The sequence below is a fragment of the Staphylococcus sp. IVB6240 genome (assembly GCF_025558425.1).
Taxonomy (GTDB): Bacteria; Bacillota; Bacilli; order Staphylococcales; family Staphylococcaceae; genus Staphylococcus.
This window is the reverse complement of the sequence record NZ_CP094718.1, coordinates 2,098,242-2,116,585: the sequence shown is the minus strand read 5'-3', so window position 1 is coordinate 2,116,585 and position 18,344 is coordinate 2,098,242. Positions and strand designations below refer to the sequence as shown.

General features: G+C 36.7%; 14 protein-coding genes and 2 riboswitches. Of the genes, 11 read left to right on the top strand and 3 right to left on the bottom strand.

Annotation, left to right across the window (positions count from 1 at the left end):
* Positions 1-39 precede the first annotated feature (39 nt).
* Positions 40-792, bottom strand: coding sequence for a 3-oxoacyl-ACP reductase (locus tag MUA88_RS10515; protein ID WP_262604103.1), 753 nt, complete (start codon positions 790-792; stop codon positions 40-42).
* 225 nt (positions 793-1,017) lie between these two features.
* A riboswitch (TPP riboswitch) is annotated at positions 1,018-1,118 on the bottom strand.
* 299 nt (positions 1,119-1,417) lie between these two features.
* Here MUA88_RS10515 and nrdD point away from each other — a divergent pair.
* The 7 genes from nrdD (at position 1,418) to MUA88_RS10480 (ending at position 12,354) form a co-directional block, all read left to right on the top strand.
* Positions 1,418-3,268, top strand: a complete 1,851-nt coding sequence (gene nrdD, locus MUA88_RS10510) for an anaerobic ribonucleoside-triphosphate reductase (protein WP_262605551.1) — start codon at positions 1,418-1,420, stop codon at positions 3,266-3,268.
* Positions 3,265-3,804, top strand: coding sequence for an anaerobic ribonucleoside-triphosphate reductase activating protein (nrdG, locus tag MUA88_RS10505; protein WP_262604102.1), 540 nt, complete (start codon positions 3,265-3,267; stop codon positions 3,802-3,804). Before nrdD ends, nrdG begins: the two co-directional genes overlap by 4 nt.
* A 115-nt stretch (positions 3,805-3,919) precedes the next feature.
* Positions 3,920-4,018, top strand: a riboswitch (SAM riboswitch).
* A gap of 109 nt (positions 4,019-4,127) precedes the next feature.
* Positions 4,128-5,411 (top strand): O-acetylhomoserine aminocarboxypropyltransferase/cysteine synthase family protein, encoded by a 1,284-nt coding sequence (locus tag MUA88_RS10500; protein ID WP_262605550.1) that lies wholly within the window; start codon positions 4,128-4,130, stop codon positions 5,409-5,411.
* A gap of 190 nt (positions 5,412-5,601) precedes the next feature.
* On the top strand, positions 5,602-7,218 hold the full coding sequence (gene adcA / locus MUA88_RS10495; RefSeq protein ID WP_262604101.1) for a zinc ABC transporter substrate-binding lipoprotein AdcA: 1,617 nt from the start codon (positions 5,602-5,604) through the stop codon (positions 7,216-7,218).
* 374 nt (positions 7,219-7,592) lie between these two features.
* Positions 7,593-9,425, top strand: a complete 1,833-nt coding sequence (locus MUA88_RS10490) for an LTA synthase family protein (protein ID WP_262605549.1) — start codon at positions 7,593-7,595, stop codon at positions 9,423-9,425.
* Positions 9,426-10,100: 675 nt separating this feature from the next.
* The gene (gene fabG / locus MUA88_RS10485) at positions 10,101-10,856 is read left to right on the top strand and encodes a 3-oxoacyl-ACP reductase FabG (protein ID WP_262604099.1); all 756 of its coding nucleotides are present in this window, start codon (positions 10,101-10,103) and stop codon (positions 10,854-10,856) included.
* A gap of 289 nt (positions 10,857-11,145) precedes the next feature.
* The gene (locus MUA88_RS10480) at positions 11,146-12,354 is read left to right on the top strand and encodes an IS110 family RNA-guided transposase (RefSeq protein ID WP_262604648.1); all 1,209 of its coding nucleotides are present in this window, start codon (positions 11,146-11,148) and stop codon (positions 12,352-12,354) included.
* A 272-nt stretch (positions 12,355-12,626) separates the two neighbouring features.
* Here the strand turns inward: MUA88_RS10480 and MUA88_RS10475 are convergent, their stop codons facing one another.
* Both MUA88_RS10475 and MUA88_RS10470 read right to left on the bottom strand, forming a co-directional pair.
* Positions 12,627-13,562 carry a ketopantoate reductase family protein gene (locus tag MUA88_RS10475; protein WP_262604098.1) on the bottom strand — a complete coding sequence of 312 codons (936 nt, stop codon included), beginning with the start codon at positions 13,560-13,562 and terminating at the stop codon, positions 12,627-12,629.
* A 163-nt stretch (positions 13,563-13,725) separates the two neighbouring features.
* Positions 13,726-14,415 (bottom strand): SDR family oxidoreductase, encoded by a 690-nt coding sequence (locus MUA88_RS10470; RefSeq protein WP_262604097.1) that lies wholly within the window; start codon positions 14,413-14,415, stop codon positions 13,726-13,728.
* 284 nt (positions 14,416-14,699) lie between these two features.
* On the opposite strand from MUA88_RS10470, the gene MUA88_RS10465 reads away from it, so the two are divergent.
* From MUA88_RS10465 to MUA88_RS10450, 4 genes are all read left to right on the top strand, one after another.
* Positions 14,700-16,001 (top strand): anaerobic C4-dicarboxylate transporter family protein, encoded by a 1,302-nt coding sequence (locus MUA88_RS10465; protein WP_262604096.1) that lies wholly within the window; start codon positions 14,700-14,702, stop codon positions 15,999-16,001.
* A gap of 396 nt (positions 16,002-16,397) precedes the next feature.
* Positions 16,398-16,640: a hypothetical protein gene (locus MUA88_RS10460; RefSeq protein WP_262604095.1), complete on the top strand. Its 243-nt coding sequence runs from the start codon at positions 16,398-16,400 to the stop codon at positions 16,638-16,640.
* Between the two features lie 43 nt (positions 16,641-16,683).
* Positions 16,684-17,601, top strand: a complete 918-nt coding sequence (locus MUA88_RS10455) for an ABC transporter ATP-binding protein (protein ID WP_262605548.1) — start codon at positions 16,684-16,686, stop codon at positions 17,599-17,601.
* The gene (locus tag MUA88_RS10450; RefSeq protein ID WP_262604093.1) at positions 17,594-18,322 is read left to right on the top strand and encodes an ABC transporter permease; all 729 of its coding nucleotides are present in this window, start codon (positions 17,594-17,596) and stop codon (positions 18,320-18,322) included. Before MUA88_RS10455 ends, MUA88_RS10450 begins: the two co-directional genes overlap by 8 nt.
* Positions 18,323-18,344: the final 22 nt, after the last annotated feature.

The window sequence follows — 18,344 nt, the reverse complement described above, 5'->3', positions numbered from 1 at the left end:
TAAAAGAGGTCTCCTTTCGCTAATGATTGTGTATCTGTATTAATTCATTGTAAGTCCACCATCAACAGTAATATTTTGGCCGGTAATACCACGTGCTTGTTCGGAAGCAAGAAATGCAACCATATTTGCCACATCTTGAGGTGTTGTTACTTTGCGTAAAGGCGTTGTTTGAGTAATTAAGTCAAACACTTCTGGTGTTGTCACTGCGCTTGCATCCGTTGTCTTCAACAATCCACCAGACACTACATTGGCATTGATGCCGTACTGACCAAGTTCTGCTGAAATATTACGTGTAAAGCCAATCAACGCAGCTTTTGCGGTTGTATATTCATGATAAGGGACTACGGGATTTTGGTATAAATTTGTACCGATGCTAATAATCGTGCCGTTTTGACGTTCAATCATTTGCGGAATGACACTTTGTGTTGTGTTAAAAGCCCCTTTCAATGTGCCATCAATCTGCCCTTGATAGTCTGACCAATCTAACTCCCGAAATGGTTTTTGTGTTGTTGGATCAAATTTAAAATTAACTAATGCATTATTGATGACTACATCAATTTGCCCGAAGTACTCTGTGCCTTTAGCAACAAGTTCATCTACTTGTTTACGCTCTGTAATATCAGCTTGAATAACGAGTGCGCGGTTATCACCAATATCCTTTGCAACTTGCTCTGCTGCAGACTGATTTTTATGATAGTTAATAATGACATTGTATCCTTGTGCGCCAAGGGTACGTGCTATGGTTGCGCCAAGACCTCGACTTGCTCCAGTGATTAATGCAGTTTTTGCCATAAAAAACACTCCTTTTAGGGTTAAAATGTATAAAAAAATACGCAACTCTAGTAAGGAAAGTTGCGCTTCACATTTTATGAAAGGTAGTGATTATTTTGAGGGTAGAATTTGGTGACTGAAAAAGAAGCATGGCGATTATAAGATGAATTAAAATATACGTTAACGTACATACTCTTTATAAATGGAGTATGGTTACCCCAATGCCATCTCTTCTATATACCTATCTTAAATTAGCTAACACTTTCCTACGCTAGTATGACCTAGTTCAGGTACAAAGGGTTTGAGGTCGCCCTCATCTCAGTTCGTGAACACCCCTAGTGCGATTCTTTTATATACTTCAATGTATCGAACCTGATGTATATCGTCAAGTGAAGACAGGCTAGGGTACAGTTGTCTTATGGTCAAATCGAGGCTGAGTACCCCTGCAAAGATGATGAGATGTGTGACAAAGATTTCTGTCCCACGCCCACATCATAAAGAAGTTAAAATTGTTCAAAACACAAAGTTCACATAACGTTCTTAAAGAAATGACAAATCAGTTAACGGCTTTGTTTTGAGTTGAAAATACTATATATAGTATCTAACATAATTTATAGACACTATATATAGAAAGAGGAGTGAAATGATGAATCAATTAGAAAAAGATCTTGAAGGATTGATGACGAAAGATCCGACAATTGTGAATGAGAATGCGAACAAAGATAGCCAAACATTTGCGACAATGCGTGACCTGACAGCAGGTGTTTTATCGAAGTCTTATGGGTTAACGCACATATTACCACAACATGTTGCTTTGGCACATCAAGCTGGAGAGATTCACTTTCATGATCTGGACTATCATCCTTTTCAACCGCTTACGAATTGTTGCTTAATTGATGCGAAAGACATGTTGGAAAATGGTTTTCAAATCGGAAATGCGCATGTTACATCACCTAAATCCATTCAAACAGCAGCTGCACAACTTGTTCAAATTATTGCTAACGTCTCTAGTAGTCAATATGGTGGCTGTACGATTGACCGTATTGACGAGGTACTAGGTGTGTATGCTATACATAATGAACGAAAACACCGTGCGACAGCGAAGAAATATGTTCGTGAAGAAGATGTTGAGCGCTATGTAGATGAACAAGTCACACAAGATATTTTTGAAGCGATTGAGAGTCTGGAGTATGAAGTGAACACACTTTATACATCTAATGGGCAAACGCCATTTGTGACATTTGGTTTTGGATTAGGGACGGATGAGATGAGTCGAAAAATTCAACAAGCGATCCTACAAACACGTATTAAAGGATTGGGAAAAGATCGTATTACAGCTATTTTCCCAAAACTTGTTTTTTCTATTAAAAAGGGTGTGAATTTTGCCCCAACAGATCCAAACTATGATGTGAAACAATTGGCGTTAGAATGTTCGATGAAACGGATGTATCCGGATATTTTGAATTATGATAAAACGGTTGAACTTTTAGGGGACTTTAAAGCGCCAATGGGATGTCGATCATTCTTACCCGCTTGGCAAAATGAACAAGGAGAATATGAGAATAGTGGTCGTTGTAACTTAGGGGTTGTCACGTTGAATTTACCACGTATTGCGCTTGAATCGAAGGGTGACAAGGACCGTTTCTGGACCATTTTTAATGAGCGCATGGCGGTGTTACATGATGCGCTTGCATTTCGTATTGAACGTGTGAAACAAGCAGAACCGAATAATGCACCAATATTATATAAGCATGGCGCATTTAAATATCGTTTGGAAGAACAGGATGAGGTATTTACGCTTTTTAAGCATCAACGTGCAACGATTTCTATGGGGTATATTGGACTTTATGAAGTGGCGACTGTTTTCTATGGACCTGATTGGGAGACGAATCCAGAGGCCAAAGCATTTACAATTGATATTTTAAAGGCGATGCGTGACTATCAACATGTTTGGACAGAAAAGCATGACGTTTGGTTTAGTATTTACAGTACACCGAGTGAATCATTGACCGATCGCTTTTGCCGTATTGATCACGAGAAATTTGGGTCAATTCCAGATGTAACGGAAAAAGGTTATTATCAAAATTCTTTCCATTATGATGTGCGTAAAGATGTGACGCCTTTTGAAAAATTGGACTTTGAACAAGACTATCCGCATTATGCGAGTGGCGGTTATATCCATTATTGTGAATATCCGAAGTTGGACCATAATAAAAAGGCGTTGGAAGCGGTATGGGACTATTCATATGATCGTGTGAGCTATTTAGGAACGAATATTCCAATTGATCACTGTTATGACTGTGGCTTTGAAGGTGACTTTGATACGACAGATACGGGTTATCGCTGCCCAAATTGTGGCAATCAGAATCCCGAAACAGTGGATGTTGTGAAGAGAACGTGTGGCTACCTTGGAAACCCGGTACAGCGCCCAACGATTGAAGGACGCCATAAAGAAATTTGTGCACGTGTCAAACATATGAAGGTGCCCAAGTCATGAAGCTGGGATCAGTCATTCAAGGGTCTGGTTATATCGCAAAAATAGAAACGCATAGTTTTGTGGATGGAGAAGGGGTTCGCTGTAGCTTGTATGTATCGGGCTGCCCTTTTCACTGTCCAGGCTGTTATAATGTCGCAGCCCAACATTTTCGCTATGGTGAACCTTTTACGGATGAAATTATATCCGAAGTAATGGAAGCATGTACCCCATCGTATATCTCAGGATTGAGTATACTCGGCGGTGAACCATTTTGTAACTTAGCTGTCATTGCACCGCTGATTCGGGCGTTCCGTGAATGTTTTGGTCGTACGAAAGATATTTGGGTATGGACAGGTTATCAACTGGAATATTTATGGCATCAAAATGATGAACGCACAGCCCTTTTACAAGAAGTTGATGTCCTTGTAGATGGGATGTTTGTTCAGAAATTATATCGTCCAAATCTTGCATATCGAGGATCACTCAATCAACGAGTCATTCATATTCCGACGTATGCTGAAACGCAATCTATGAGTCACGCGATATATGTGGAATGATTTTCGGTTTAAAAGTGGAAGAGATTGATCAGAAATTAAGTGTCACCGGTTGACTTTCGAAATTTTCTGATATATTATAGCTTTACACTTAAAAGCAACACATTACAATGAATATTTCTTATCAAGATTGGTGAAGGGACAGGCCCTATGAAACCAGGCAACCTATTTAGTTAGGTGCTAATTCCTGCAGGTACATAAACCTGAGAGATAAGGCTTTATGGTTTGATCAAATAAAGATTATATCTATAGATGCACACAGGGATATCTTGATACACGTTGAGATGTCTCTGTGTGCTTTTTATTTTATTGAGGAGGGAATAAGAATGACAGAATCATTTGAGTTTGAAACATTACAATTACATGCAGGACAAGAGGTGGATGCGACGACTCATTCACGTGCATTACCCATTTATCAAACGACATCATTTACATTTGACGATACAGGACATGCGGGACGCCTCTTTGGTTTAGAAGAAGTTGGGAACATTTATACACGATTAACGAACCCAACGACTGCTGTGTTAGAAACACGTGTTGCTGAATTAGAAGGTGGTGTGGCAGGTGTCGCTGTGGCATCAGGTATGGCCGCTATTACATATGCAATTCAAGCTGTTGCACAAAACGGAGATCATATCGTTGCGAGTGATAAGTTATATGGTGGAACACATACGTTATTCAGTCATACACTTCCTAAGTTTGGTATCGAAGTGACATTAGTTGATACAACAAAAACGGAGAATATTGAAGCGGCGATTCGTCCGAATACAAAAGGTCTTTTTGTAGAAACAATCGGTAATCCAGAGGGTAACATTGATGACTTTGATGCCCTAGCGTCTGTGACAAAACAACATGGTATTGTGTTAATCGTGGATAATACATTTGCCTCTCCTTATTTATTCCGTCCAATTGAACATGGTGCGAATATTGTTGTCCACTCCGCTACAAAATTTATTGGTGGACATGGCACGTCTATGGGTGGTGTTATTGTAGATGCCGGTAACTTTGACTGGGATAATGGCAAGTTCCCAGGATTAACAGAACCAGATCCGTCATACCACGGTCTTGTATTCAAAGATGCTTTTGGTGAAGCGGCGTTAGCTTTCAAAATCCGTACAACACTCTTACGTGATACAGGTGCAGCCTTGTCACCGTTCAATGCCTTTTTATTAACACAAGGATTGGAGACGTTATCACTTCGCCTTGAACGCCATGTTGAAAATGCTGAAAAAGTAGCGCGTTACTTAGAGGCGCATGATCAAGTTGCATGGGTAAAATACGCTGGCTTAGAATCAAATGAATACTATGAAAATAAACAACGTTATTTACCAAAAGGGGCAGGGTCTATCTTTACATTTGGCGTTAAAGGTGGTTATGAAGCGGGTAAACAGTTCATCGAAGGTTTAGAACTCTTCTCATTACTCGCAAATGTAGGAGATGCGAAGTCACTAGTGATTCATCCAGCATCTACAACACATCAACAATTAACAGAAGAAGAACAACGTGCAGCAGGTATTGAGCCAGAAACAATACGCTTGTCTATCGGAATAGAACATATCAATGATATTATTGCTGACTTAGAACGTGGTTTTGAAGCCATTCAAAAATAATATCAATAATATATATATATGGGTCACTTTGGAGTCATTTCCTATACAGGATTTCTAAAGTGACTCTATTTTTTTATCTTATTGCTATAAAATAAGTTGACAAATTAATAAAAACGTCATTGCACATTTGTCTAGTCTCATGTATAATTTTAATCGTAATGATTACTATTTGAAGGAAGGCGTCCAATAAATGAAGAAAAGTTTAAAAGTAGTAGCGACGGCAGCACTTGCAAGCTCGTTATTAGTAGCATGTGGTCAGTCTGATGACAATAAAGATAATAAATCAGCTTCAGGCTCAGGCGACAAAATGAAAGTAACAACAACAGTTTATCCACTTCAATCATTTGTTGAACAAATTGGTGGGGAACACGTTGATGTAAAATCTATTTACCCTAAAGGTACGGACTTACATAGTTTCGAACCATCACAAAAAGATATTATTAACGCAAGTAAATCAGATGTATTCGTATACACAGGCGATAATTTAGACCCAGTCGCTAAAAAAGTAGCTGGCGCAATTAAAAAAGATGACCACAAGTTATCTCTTGAGGAGTCACTTGATAAGTCAGAATTATTAACAGACCAACATGAACATGGAGATGAAGGCGAAGAGCATGATCACGACCATGAAGGTGAAGATCACGATCATGAAGCAGAAGGACATGATCATGAGTCAGATGAGCACGGTCATGCACATCATCACCATGGTGGTTACGATCCACACGTATGGTTAGATCCAAATATGGATGAAGAATTTGTAAAAGCAATCCGTGATGACTTAAGTAAACGTGACCCAGAAAACAAAAAAGAATACAAAGAAAATGCTGACAAGTTATTAAAAGATTTAGACAAGCTTGATAACAAAATGGAAAAAGCAACAGAAGGTCATGATGGTCATGCAGTATTCGTATCACACGAATCTCTTGGTTACTTAGCAGATCGCTATGGTTTCGTTCAAAAAGGTGTTCAAAGCTTGAATGCTGAAGATCCATCACAAAAAGAATTAACTAAAATTGTAGATGAAATCAATGAAACTGGTGCGAAATACATCTTATACGAAGAAAATGTTGCGAACAAAGTAACAGACACAATCCGTAAAGAAACAGATGCAAAACCATTGAAATTCAACAACATGGAATCTGTATCTAAAGATCAAGCGAAAGATGCAACTTACCAAACATTAATGGAAGAAAACATCAAAAACATTGAAAAAGCATTAAACGATAAGATCAAAGTTGAAGATGAAAAAGCTGCTGACAAACACTCAAAAGCAATTCAAGACGGTTACTTCAAAGATAGCCAAGTGAAAGACCGTGAGTTATCAGACTACGCAGGTGAATGGCAATCAGTATACCCATTATTAAAAGATGGTACATTAGATGAAGTATTCGAACATAAAGCTGAAGAAAAAGGTGACAAATCAGCAAAAGAATATAAAGAGTACTATGATGTTGGTTACAAAACAGACATTGAAAACATCAAAATTACAGATGACACAATTACATTCACAAGAAATGGTAAATCTGTAACAGGTACGTACAAATATGATGGTAAAGATATCTTAGACTATGAAGGTGGTAACCGTGGTGTTCGTTACACATTCAAGTTAGACGGTGAAGCTTCTAAAGACTTACCGAAATATGTACAATTCAGTGACCACAACATTGCACCGGTTAAAACAGGTCATTACCATATCTTTATGGGTAACGACCGTGATAAAGTCTTAAAAGAATTAGACAACTGGCCAACATACTACCCTGCTGACCTTTCTAAAGAAGAAGTAAAAGATGAAATGTTAGCACACTAATATTGAAATGAGAACACCCCTGATAGGCGACTATTAGGGGTGTTTTTTATGGGGTTCTCGCTGTAAATTATTTGGATATAAAAAATGCTCATGCCTCTATCATTTTAAGTGACCAAACAAAAAATCGAGAGGAGACATGATGCGCCTATGTACTATGATATATAAAATCCACTAAAAATAAAGGCTAATTGCTTTTGAGAGAGCAATGTCAATGAAGCTCAAACCTTCAAAAATGATCAGAATAGACTGTTTTTCTTTTTGAGAAATATCGGAATGTTTTACTTAATTATTTTGTTATAAAAGTAAGTGACAAGATGGAGAAGACAACGTAAAATAAAAATGATTATTTAGACAACAGGAGGTATTCACATTACATGCAGTGGGTTATTTATCTTTTAGTAGGGGGACTCGTAACGGTTATGGATGTATTGCTTTTAAAGCAGCAACAATCACTACGACACCTCTTTTTTAAACTTATTTTTTATGTGATCACAATTAATATCATATCACTTGGCATATTCGTATTTTTACTACGACGTCCCGATAGCGTAGGAAGTGCAACGTATACAACCATATTTGCTGTCTATTATATCGGCGTGGCATTACTCGTTGGGATTGTATGGTTGTGTATAAAATATTTTATACAGCGCCAAACGTTGATTCAATTTCGTGAAACAGGTGTCAAACGTCAAAAGCTTGATGTCGTATTTAAAGTCTTCACGATGCTACTTGCATTAATAGGCTTACTAACTGTCTTTTTTGCAAATTGGTTTATCGGATATTTTGGTAATATTACCCCTGAGCAGTTCTTATTCAATCTCAAGTCACCAATCAAAGGGACGTCGGACGGGATGGTTGATGAAATCATTCGTACCCCAATCTTAACAGCATTATGTTTGGTAATACCGTTATTCATTTTAGTTGTGTATAACCGTTATGATATGATCAGTCAGAACCAACGCACTCTGCTGAAACGTACGACAATGAGAGCTCTATTATTAGTCGTTGCTGTTGTTGTTTTAATATCAGGTGTGACGTATGGTACACAAAAACTACGCTTAGTCGAAGTATATGAAGCATATGCGAAAGATTCACAATACATTAAGAAAAATTATGTGGCACCTACAGCTGAACAGTATCAATTCCCTGAAAAGAAACGAAACTTAGTGCATATCTATTTAGAATCTGTTGAGAACTCTTATTTATCAAAAGACTTAGGTGGCCATATGGATGAAAACCTTATGCCTGAGTTAACGTCATTGTCAAAAGAAGGTGTTCATTTTTCTGATTCAAACGATCCATTTGGTGGTCCACATCAATACGGTTCAAGCTGGTCTGTAGCTGGAATGGTAAATATGGGGATGGGTCTCCCACTCAAAATTCCAATGAATGGAAATAGTTATGGTAAGTCGGGTTACTTCTTACCAGGTGCTCGTGGTATAGGCGATATTCTGCATGAGGAAGGATATGAACAAACGATTATGTTTGGTGCCAATGCTGACTTCGGAGGTCTGACAACTTACTTCAAATCACATGGAGATTTTAATATTTGGGATTGGAAATACGCGCGTGAGAACGGCTATATTCCAAAAGACTACAAAGTTTGGTGGGGCTTTGAAGATGATAAGCTGTATGACTTTGCGAAACAAGAAATTACACGGTTGTCACAAACAGGGAAGCCATTCAACTTTACAATGGAAACAGCGGACACACATTTCCCGGATGGTTATGTATCTAAAAATACGCCAACACCACGAGACAATCAATATGCAAATGTCATTGCGTATTCGACGTCTGAAGCTGTAGAGTTTGTACGCTGGTTGCAACAACACCCTTACTATGAAAATACGACAATTGTGATTACTGGGGATCACCTGAGCATGGATAAGAAGTTCTTTAAGCATTTTGATCCAGATTACAAACGTGATATTTTCAATTTAATTATCAACCCTGCAAATGAACCTAAAAAAGTGCAGAATCGCCAATTCGCACCATTAGATATGTTCCCAACGATTCTATCGAGTATGGGCGTAGAGATTAAAGGAGATCGTCTTGGATTAGGAACAGATTTATTCTCAGATACGCCGACACTGATAGAGCGAGATGGACTCAAAAAATTTGACCATGAAATCAGCGTAAACAGCAACTACTATACGAAACAGTTTGTTGACGAACGTGGTTCTGGCAAGCAAAAAGTTGAACAATAATCAAATTGATACATGTTTTAAAACGAGAAAATAGGTAGTGAATACTGGTTAATGTTCAGAATGAAGAAGGGTAGAAAACGTTATTACAACATAGTTATTGACTTAAAATCTATTTTCCCGTTATACTGTAATTGTGTAATATATGATATATATCACAGTTACAATCAAAGACGTGATGCCATCTACTAGTGCGGCAAGTTAATAGTCATCAACGCTTGCGACTACTTAATCAATACTTGTAAGTCGCGAGAGCTATACCAACGATAATTGGTGCGAGCAGCGTATATTACGATTGTAGTCAAACATCTCCTATCCTGTCAGATTACAATAGTTGACATGTTGGCGATAAAATAATTATTTCGTGATAGTAGTATGGAGAGAATGATGTAGAAAAACAGGAGTTGAGACATGGTGCTCAGCTCCTGTTTTCGATGTGGAAATAAGTATAGCGTCAGTAGATGTCTGAAGTGAAAATATGTTTTTAAAAACTTTGAGAATACTATAGAAATCATAAACATTTACAATCAATGATTTTATTGTAGTTCCTCTTTAAAGATAATTTGTCACAGGATACTTTTTAAATGTTTCGTCATCGAATTGTCGTTATTTTCTTGTCTAACTTTTAAATTTTAGGGGATAAGATAAATAAGAACATTTAGAAAGGTGGACATTTTTATGATTCAATTATCAGATCAAGTAGCATTTGTTACAGGTGGCGCAAATGGAATTGGTAAAGGGATTGTAGAAGCACTCGCACAAGCAGGTGCCAAGGTCGTGATTGGTGATATTGATAGTGAGGCAGGCGAACAGACGGCTGAGACCGTGAACGGTGAGTTTTACCAGTTAGATGTGACAGATAAGTCTGGTGTAGAAACAGTTGTAAAGGAAATTGTTGAAAAGCACGGACGTATTGATATCTTAGCTGCAAATACAGGTGTCTACCCACAAATAGCGATTGAAAAGATGACAGAGGATGATTGGGACTACATTCAAAATGTGAACTTAAAAGGGACATTCCTTGTGACACAAGCGGTACTTTCTATAATGAAAGAACAAGGCTATGGTCGTGTGGTATTAACGTCTTCTGTGACAGGTCCAATCACAGGCTATCCAGGTTGGGCGCATTATGGAGCAACAAAAGCAGGGCAACTAGGCTTTATGCGCAGTGCTGCTTTGGAATATGCGAAGTATGGTGTCACAATTAATGCGGTACAGCCGGGCAATGTGTTAACTGATGGATTGAAGGCGCAAGGTGAAGCGTATTTGGAAGGTACACGTAAAATTATTCCAACACATGAACTAGGAGAGCCTGTGGATATTGGATATGCCGTAGCATTTTTCGCTAGTCCACTTGCGAAGTTTATAACAGGACAAAGTCTGGTTATTGATGGTGGACAAATCTTACCAGAAGAACCAGATGCGATTATTTAAAAAAAACATACTAAGATTAGTGGTGAAGAAATCTACGACGGTAGGTAACTTCACTACTTTTTTATTTACTAAAATTTGCCAATAGCGCATTATTTGAGTTTATGGAATAGTAGTAGAGAGAAGTACTCCGAACAGCTCCGAGGGTCAACGAATCCGTATAAAAAACTGGAGAACTTCACTCTCCTTATTAATTCGATTTTAGTATGTTGGGTCCAGTGAGATCGTGTATGGGAAAGTGAAAAAAATAAGGGTCAGTGAAGTTAAAGCTTCTTAGATAAAAAGAATAGGAGTGATTTATATCGAATATTTTGGTATCGATGTAGGGAAAGGGAAAAGCTTTATTGCACATTATTCAAACGAAACTTTTATAGACGAGTTTGAATTAATTCATAATAAAAGCGGCTTTGAAAATCTATTGAATTATGTAAAACAATATGCAGGGATTTATATCCTTCTTGAATCAACAGGTATATATTCCAAACCGCTAGAAAGATTCTGTAATGAAAATTACATCCCTTACAGTATAGTGAATCCGTTAGAGTCTAAGTTAATGACAAATACACTTAGAACATGGAAAACAGATAAATCAGATGCTCATAAGTTGGCAAATCTTGCGAAGCATTATAATAAGCAACCATCTCAAAATATGATAAAAGATATTCACATCAAAATAAGAGAAGTGACAAGATATTATGAAGAACTTTCTAATCAAATGACATACTTAAAAAGTACATTGATTCAGTTATTAGATATGACCTTTCCAGAACTACAAATTTTATTTAAAGACAGATACTCTAAAATCGCGTTGAGAGTTGCGAAGCTATTTCCACATCCAGATTATGTAGATGTTAATAATGTATCAAAATTGAAAGAGCTAATCGCTAATAGTACTAATAAACGATTGTCAGACAAAAAGGTAAATTCATATGTGGAGAAGTTAGTTTCTTATACGAATGAAAGTTATCCATCAGTACCCGCTGATTCATTCTTCGTAGATAAACTCATCTACACAATTGATGATTTACTTAATTCAATGGAAAGACAATTAGCCATTCAAACTCAACTTATTGACTTAGCTCAAACACTTGATGAATTTAAAATATTAACATCTATTCCAGGTATTGGAGAGTTAACTGCAGCTATGGTAATTGGAGAACTAGGTGATATACGTGCTTTCACTTCTCATAAACAGCTGAATGCTTATATTGGTATTGATATAAAAAGATATCAATCAGGAAAAACACATTACAAAGACAAAATAAATAAGCGAGGAAATAAACGTGCAAGGTCATTATTTTACATCATTGTACAAAACATGTTGAAAGTACAAAGACTATATGCCAACCACATTGTTGATTACTATTATAAATTAAAAGAACAGCCTTATGGAAAAGGCCATAAGACTGCAGTTATTGCTTGTGTGAACAAGCTGTTAAAAACTATTCATCACTTAGTTATTAACAATAAAGAATACGATTATCGAATGTCACCGCACTGATAACCTATCTACCATCATAATAACACATTCCAAAAATTTTTTACTAACATAGGTTTATTTAGTGATGCCTTTTTTAGCACTCACTTAAATAAAGTGCTTGACTAATCGTAGGAATGGAGCTGGGACATAGTGCTCAGCTCCTTCCTTTTGAATGTAGAAATAAGTTTAGTGGCAGTAAGTGTCTGAAGTGAAAATGCGTTTTTGAAAACTTTGGGAGCACTACAAAAATCATAAACATTTATAAATATTTCGTCGTCCCACTCTCATTTTTGCTATTTTACATATGTCATTTCTAATTGGTGAATTAAGTGCGTTAACATATCGTTATTCGGTGTTGGAATATTGGCTTCACGACCATATTTGCTGATTTGTCCATTTAAATAGTCTACTTCTGTGTAGCGACCATTGTATAAATCTTGGTGCATAGATGGATAGTGTAAGCCTTGTGTTTCTTTAGGGTAGGCAGCTTCAATTTTTTCAAGCAATGCGTTGCCATCAAGTTCAATACCACGTGCTTTCGCAACGGCAACAATTTCATCAATGACAGGGATAACCATATCACGAGCGTTTTCGTAACTACCGAATTCATAAATCGTTTTATTCAAAATACTACACAGTGGATTTAACACACTGTTTAAGGTTGCTTTAGACCAGATAGATTGGAATACATTGTCGCTGATCTTCGCATTCAGCCCTGCATCGTTAAAAATTTTGTTGATGCTTTCAGTACGCTCATCTGCCTGACCATCTGCACGTTGTAGTTCGATACTCCCTTGTCCTTCAAGTAAGATTTGTCCAGGGCCACGCATACCAGCTGTCCACATCGTTACAGCTAAAAAGACTTGTTCATGTGGGACAATTTTAGCGAATCGTTCATCATGTCCGAGACCATTCATCATTGTGAGAATTGCAGTGTCTTGATGAATAGCGCCTTTGTCTTTCAATTGGTGAATCATTTCTTCAGATTGCATAGATTTTGTAAGAATTACGATTAAATCAAATGTGTCTGTGACATCTGTTGGTAAAACAGCAGGAATGTCTACAGTATATGTATCCGTTTCTGTTTGGATTTCTAATCCTTTTTCATTAATAGCTTGAACATGATCTGGCCACGTATCAATCAGTGTGACATCATATCCCGCACGTTTGATGTAACTACCAATACGACTTCCCATCGCACCTGCTCCAGCAATAGCAATTTTCGTCATTTGACATCCTCCTTGTTTTAAAACCGTTTTAAAATAATTCTAGAATTTTCTGAAAGATATGTCAATTGTGTGAGAACAAAAAAATGGTGAGAGAAGTTGAGTGATCTACTCTTTCTTCTCAAACACCATATGATATACGACGGTATTTTGCGACCAAACTATTTTAGACAGGGCGCACTGTTATTTCATTTACATTGACATGTGCAGGTTGTGTGAGTGCGTAGAGTACCGCATCGGCAATATTTTGAGCCTCAAGCATTTTACGATCACCAAAGTCGTAGCCTTCATTGAGTGGTGTGTCTACCATACCTGGTGAAATACTTGTTGAGCGAATGCCTGTACGTGCTAACTCTTTTTCAAGGCCTTGCGTAATGGCATGAACAGCAGCTTTTGTTGCGCTGTAAAGTGTACTTACTTTTGTTACTTCAAATCCTGAGATAGAAGAAATATTGACAATATGACCACTTGATTGTGCTTGAAGATGTGGCATGACTGCGTTGATTGCATAGAGTGTCCCTTTAACATTTACATCGATCATTGCATCCCAGCCAGTCACATCGCCTTTTGTAATCGCTGAAGAAGTCATTAAGCCAGCACTGTTGATAAGAAAGTCAACTTGTCCAAAGTGTGCCATCGTATGTTCAATAGCTTGTTCAACCGCTTTACGATCTGTGACATCTGTTGGAATCATTAAAGCATCTGTAAAATCTTCTGCAATGTCATTCATTTTATCTTCATTACGTGAGAGTAAAGCAATCTTGACACCATTGTCATTCAGTTTTTGTGCGATGGCTGCACCGATTCCGCTACTTGCTCCCGTAATGACTGCGACTTTATCTTTTAAAATTTCCATGTTGTTTCCACCTTTCGAGAATGAAGCATCGTGTGATGTGTGTTTAACAAATTTATGAGGCATACTTCTTTAATATGGTTCAGTATCCCTCTTATTACTTCAATATCATGTTTTAATCACGTTCATAACCTAACATATCCCCAAAAGATAAGAAAATAAACTGCTCTTGTTAAAGTACTGAGATGTTAACAAATATGTCAAAAAGCGTATAAAAATGACATTATCAAGTAGATAGTATTATGTTAAAATATTCACATTATAAAGTGGAAAGAGGAAGAAAAAGAATGCTTCTTTTTAGTATAGAAATCATAATTATGGTCCTTGCAATTGTTCTTGGGTTGCGTACAGCAGGCGCCCTTGGTTGCGGGATCTTTGCGATTGTCGCACAGCTTGTGATGATATTTGGTTTTGGTTTATCACCCGGTTCAGCACCAGTAACAGCCGTGTTGATTATCCTTTCAATTGGGATTGCAGGTGGTACACTTCAAGCAACAGGTGGGATTGACTACCTTGTTCATTTAGCCTCTAAAGTCATTGAACGTTTCCCAAAATCAATTATCTTCATTGCGCCGATGATCGTCTTTTTATTTGTGTTTGGTATTGGGACAGCCAATATTGCACTTTCATTAGAGCCGATTATTGCGAAAACAGCTTTAAAAGCACGTATTAAACCGAAAAAGCCACTGACTGCATCGGTATTAACAGCTAACATTGCATTGTTATGTAGTCCGGCAGCCTCAGCGACAGCATATATGATTTCAGAATTTGCAGGATTAGGTATTACGATGGGCCGATATTTATCGATTGTCTTACCAACTGCATTGATTAGTATGGTCATCTTAAGTATCTTTATCACATTTGTTGGAGAAACAAAAATGGATGAGCGTCAAGCACAGACCATGTTACAAAAAATTGTAGAAGATGACACAGCAAAAACTTATTCAACACGTGTGAAGTTAGGCGTATTATCATTCATCGTTGCAGTGGGATGTATTTTAACATTTGGTATTTTCCCTGAGTTAGGCCCTTCATTTAAAATTGATGGTGAGATTGTGAAGTTACAGATGACGGATCTCGTACAACTCTTTATGTATATGAGTGCAATGATTAACTTATTATTGATTAAAATTCAGCCAAATGAAATATTAAATTCACACATCACACAGGCTGCAATTGGTGCATTATTTGCGGTATTAGGACCTGGTTGGTTAGGTGCAACGATTTTTAGTGCACCATCTAACCGCGATATTATGGAAACGCAAATCGGTGGACTCGTGGAACAAGCACCATGGCTTCTTATTTTATTTGTTGGCCTTGTATCGATGGTCGTGATTTCACAATCAGCAACAGCTTCTATCATGGTGCCGATTGTGATGACACTAGGCATTCCGCCAACATTCTTCCTAGCAATCGTACAAACATTGAATGTTAACTTTGTGATTCCAGCGCAACCAACTATTCTCTTTGCGGTTGATGTCGATGAAACGCGTTCAACAAAAACAACAAGCTTCCTATTACCAGGTTTCTTCTTAATTGCGACAACCGTCTGCGTTGGTTTATTGATTAAAACAATTTTAGGTGTTTGATAGATAGCTAATCACAAAACAAGTAGGTAGATGATGTGTTCTACTTGCTTGTTTTTTTATAGGCAAAATACTGGAATTGAGACAATATCTTTATGATATAATCTTAGAACATTAGTAAAAAAACATTCAATTTCTTGGACAAAATTGTATAATTTTAATATTAAATTGTGTTATAATAAAATTACAGTGTTAATTATTTTCATATTTTTAATTCTTTTGGCCTACGTTCTCCCCATAGTAACGTGGGCTTTTTTGTGTGTAATTTTATGTGCTAAATAGGTATTTTAGTATTTCAATTAACGAATATGTCTAAAATGTGAATAAAAAAATGAAAAAGGGTATACAGATGATGAAAACATTATTCATATGTATATCGATTTAAAGGAGATGAAGCAAATGGGTAGAAAAGTTTTAGGAGTTATTTTAGGGATTATAACGTTAATTACCGCATGGAGTATGATCAATATGTTTGTTGCACTCGCGCATGTGGACAATCACTTAATTTTAAGCTATGCGCCACTACCAATAGAGCTCACAAATCCAAATAGTACAGTCATCATTGTTTCAGCAGTTATTTATACGATTATTACGATTGGATTCGCTTTAATCACACTTAGATTATTCCAATCCAAACATTAATTAATGGCATATGATTATTGTTAATGACTGAGGAGGAAGTATATTGAATGTAGTTGAAACACAAAATGTGAGTAAGAGATTTGGAGATTTTCAAGCAGTTCAAGGTTTGAATATTCATATTCCGGAAGGGAAGATATGTGGCTTTTTAGGACCAAATGGTTCAGGGAAGACAACGACAATTAGAATGTTGTTGGGATTAGCCAAACCAACAGAAGGACACGTTCAAATATTTGATATGCCACTTGAAGACTATAAACAAGAAATTTTAAATCAAGTGGGTGCACTTGTAGACTCCCCATCTTTTTATGATCATTTAACAGGGTATGAAAACTTAAAAATTATGCAATATATTCATCATAATAGTGAAAAAGCGATTGAAGAAGTTTTAGAAACCGTTGAAATGACACATGCTGCACATAAAAAGGTTAAAGATTATTCGCTTGGTATGAAGCAACGATTAGGTATTGCCATTGCACTAATGAATAACCCGAAGTTGATTATATTGGATGAACCAACGAATGGCTTGGATCCAAGTGGCATTAAAAAGATGAGAGAATTATTAATAAAACTTGTAGAAGAACGTGGAATTAGTATTATCGTTTCGAGTCATAATCTATTTGAAATTGAACAGATGTGTCGCTATGTATGCGTGATTAATAAAGGGCAGTTATTATACCAAGGTGATATGCGTACATTATTAGAAAAATATAAACATGATTATATTTATTTCGTGACAGATGATAATGCCAAAGCACAATCATTATTAGAAGACATCGATACTGAGGTAGAAGATCAACGTCTAACTGTGAAAGCACATCGTGATGATATTCCTAAAATCAACAAAACACTCGTGAATCATGATATTAATGTATATGAAATTTATCATGAAAAGTCCTCTTTAGAAGATATCTTTTTGAAATTAACTAATCATGCCGATGAAAGAGATTTTGCTGATGAATAATTTAATGAAAGCAGAACTATTTAAGTTATCAAAAGTTTACTTTTTGATGGCGATGGTGATGACTGTTATGATCTCAGAAATTTTAGCATTCGGCTTATATATGTATAATATGCATTTTTCAAATATTGAGGGCTCATCTTTACACTATTTAGTTTATGCCATTGCATGGTTCACGCCAGCATTTTATTTATTATATGGTATTTTTAGTGCAAAAATCATATCGACAGAATACGAAAATAATATGTGGTCTGTGCTGCTTGTCAGTCAGAAGAGTAAAAATTCGATTATCTTTGCAAAATGGATGGTACTATTCATTTTAATGTGCTTAACAACACTCATCTTTATGTTGCTACATACGATCACAAGCATTTTTGTAACGAATGAATTACCACAATTGATACCACTCCTTTACATCATGATGGCATTCTTTATCGGTACATTGGCCATGCAAGCTATCCAGTTTTTGATTGCACTGATCATTGAAAATAGGGTTTATGTCATGGGACTTGGTATCTTATTTACACTATTGAGTTTACTGATGTCATCAGATACAATGCCATTTAAAATCCCCGAACATATCATCAACGCAAAACATATACTAGATCATGATCAACTGATGTACTTTGACACATCATTTTTTGTATATAGTGGCTATAGTATTTTTATTTTTGTATTCGTACTCATGATTTCGAGTGTTTATATTAAACGAAAGGAATTTTAGAATTATGTCATTTCTGAAAAGC

Coding starts and splice junctions, on each gene's coding strand:
- MUA88_RS10465 (WP_262604096.1), top strand. CDS start 14,700: ATGCTTCTTTTTAGTATAGAAATCATAATTATGGTCCTTGCAATTGTT.
- MUA88_RS10460 (WP_262604095.1), top strand. CDS start 16,398: ATGGGTAGAAAAGTTTTAGGAGTTATTTTAGGGATTATAACGTTAATT.
- nrdG (WP_262604102.1), top strand. CDS start 3,265: ATGAAGCTGGGATCAGTCATTCAAGGGTCTGGTTATATCGCAAAAATA.
- MUA88_RS10450 (WP_262604093.1), top strand. CDS start 17,594: ATGAATAATTTAATGAAAGCAGAACTATTTAAGTTATCAAAAGTTTAC.
- MUA88_RS10500 (WP_262605550.1), top strand. CDS start 4,128: ATGACAGAATCATTTGAGTTTGAAACATTACAATTACATGCAGGACAA.
- fabG (WP_262604099.1), top strand. CDS start 10,101: ATGATTCAATTATCAGATCAAGTAGCATTTGTTACAGGTGGCGCAAAT.
- MUA88_RS10475 (WP_262604098.1), bottom strand. CDS start 13,562: ATGACGAAAATTGCTATTGCTGGAGCAGGTGCGATGGGAAGTCGTATT.
- MUA88_RS10490 (WP_262605549.1), top strand. CDS start 7,593: ATGCAGTGGGTTATTTATCTTTTAGTAGGGGGACTCGTAACGGTTATG.
- adcA (WP_262604101.1), top strand. CDS start 5,602: ATGAAGAAAAGTTTAAAAGTAGTAGCGACGGCAGCACTTGCAAGCTCG.
- MUA88_RS10470 (WP_262604097.1), bottom strand. CDS start 14,415: ATGGAAATTTTAAAAGATAAAGTCGCAGTCATTACGGGAGCAAGTAGC.
- nrdD (WP_262605551.1), top strand. CDS start 1,418: ATGAATCAATTAGAAAAAGATCTTGAAGGATTGATGACGAAAGATCCG.
- MUA88_RS10515 (WP_262604103.1), bottom strand. CDS start 792: ATGGCAAAAACTGCATTAATCACTGGAGCAAGTCGAGGTCTTGGCGCA.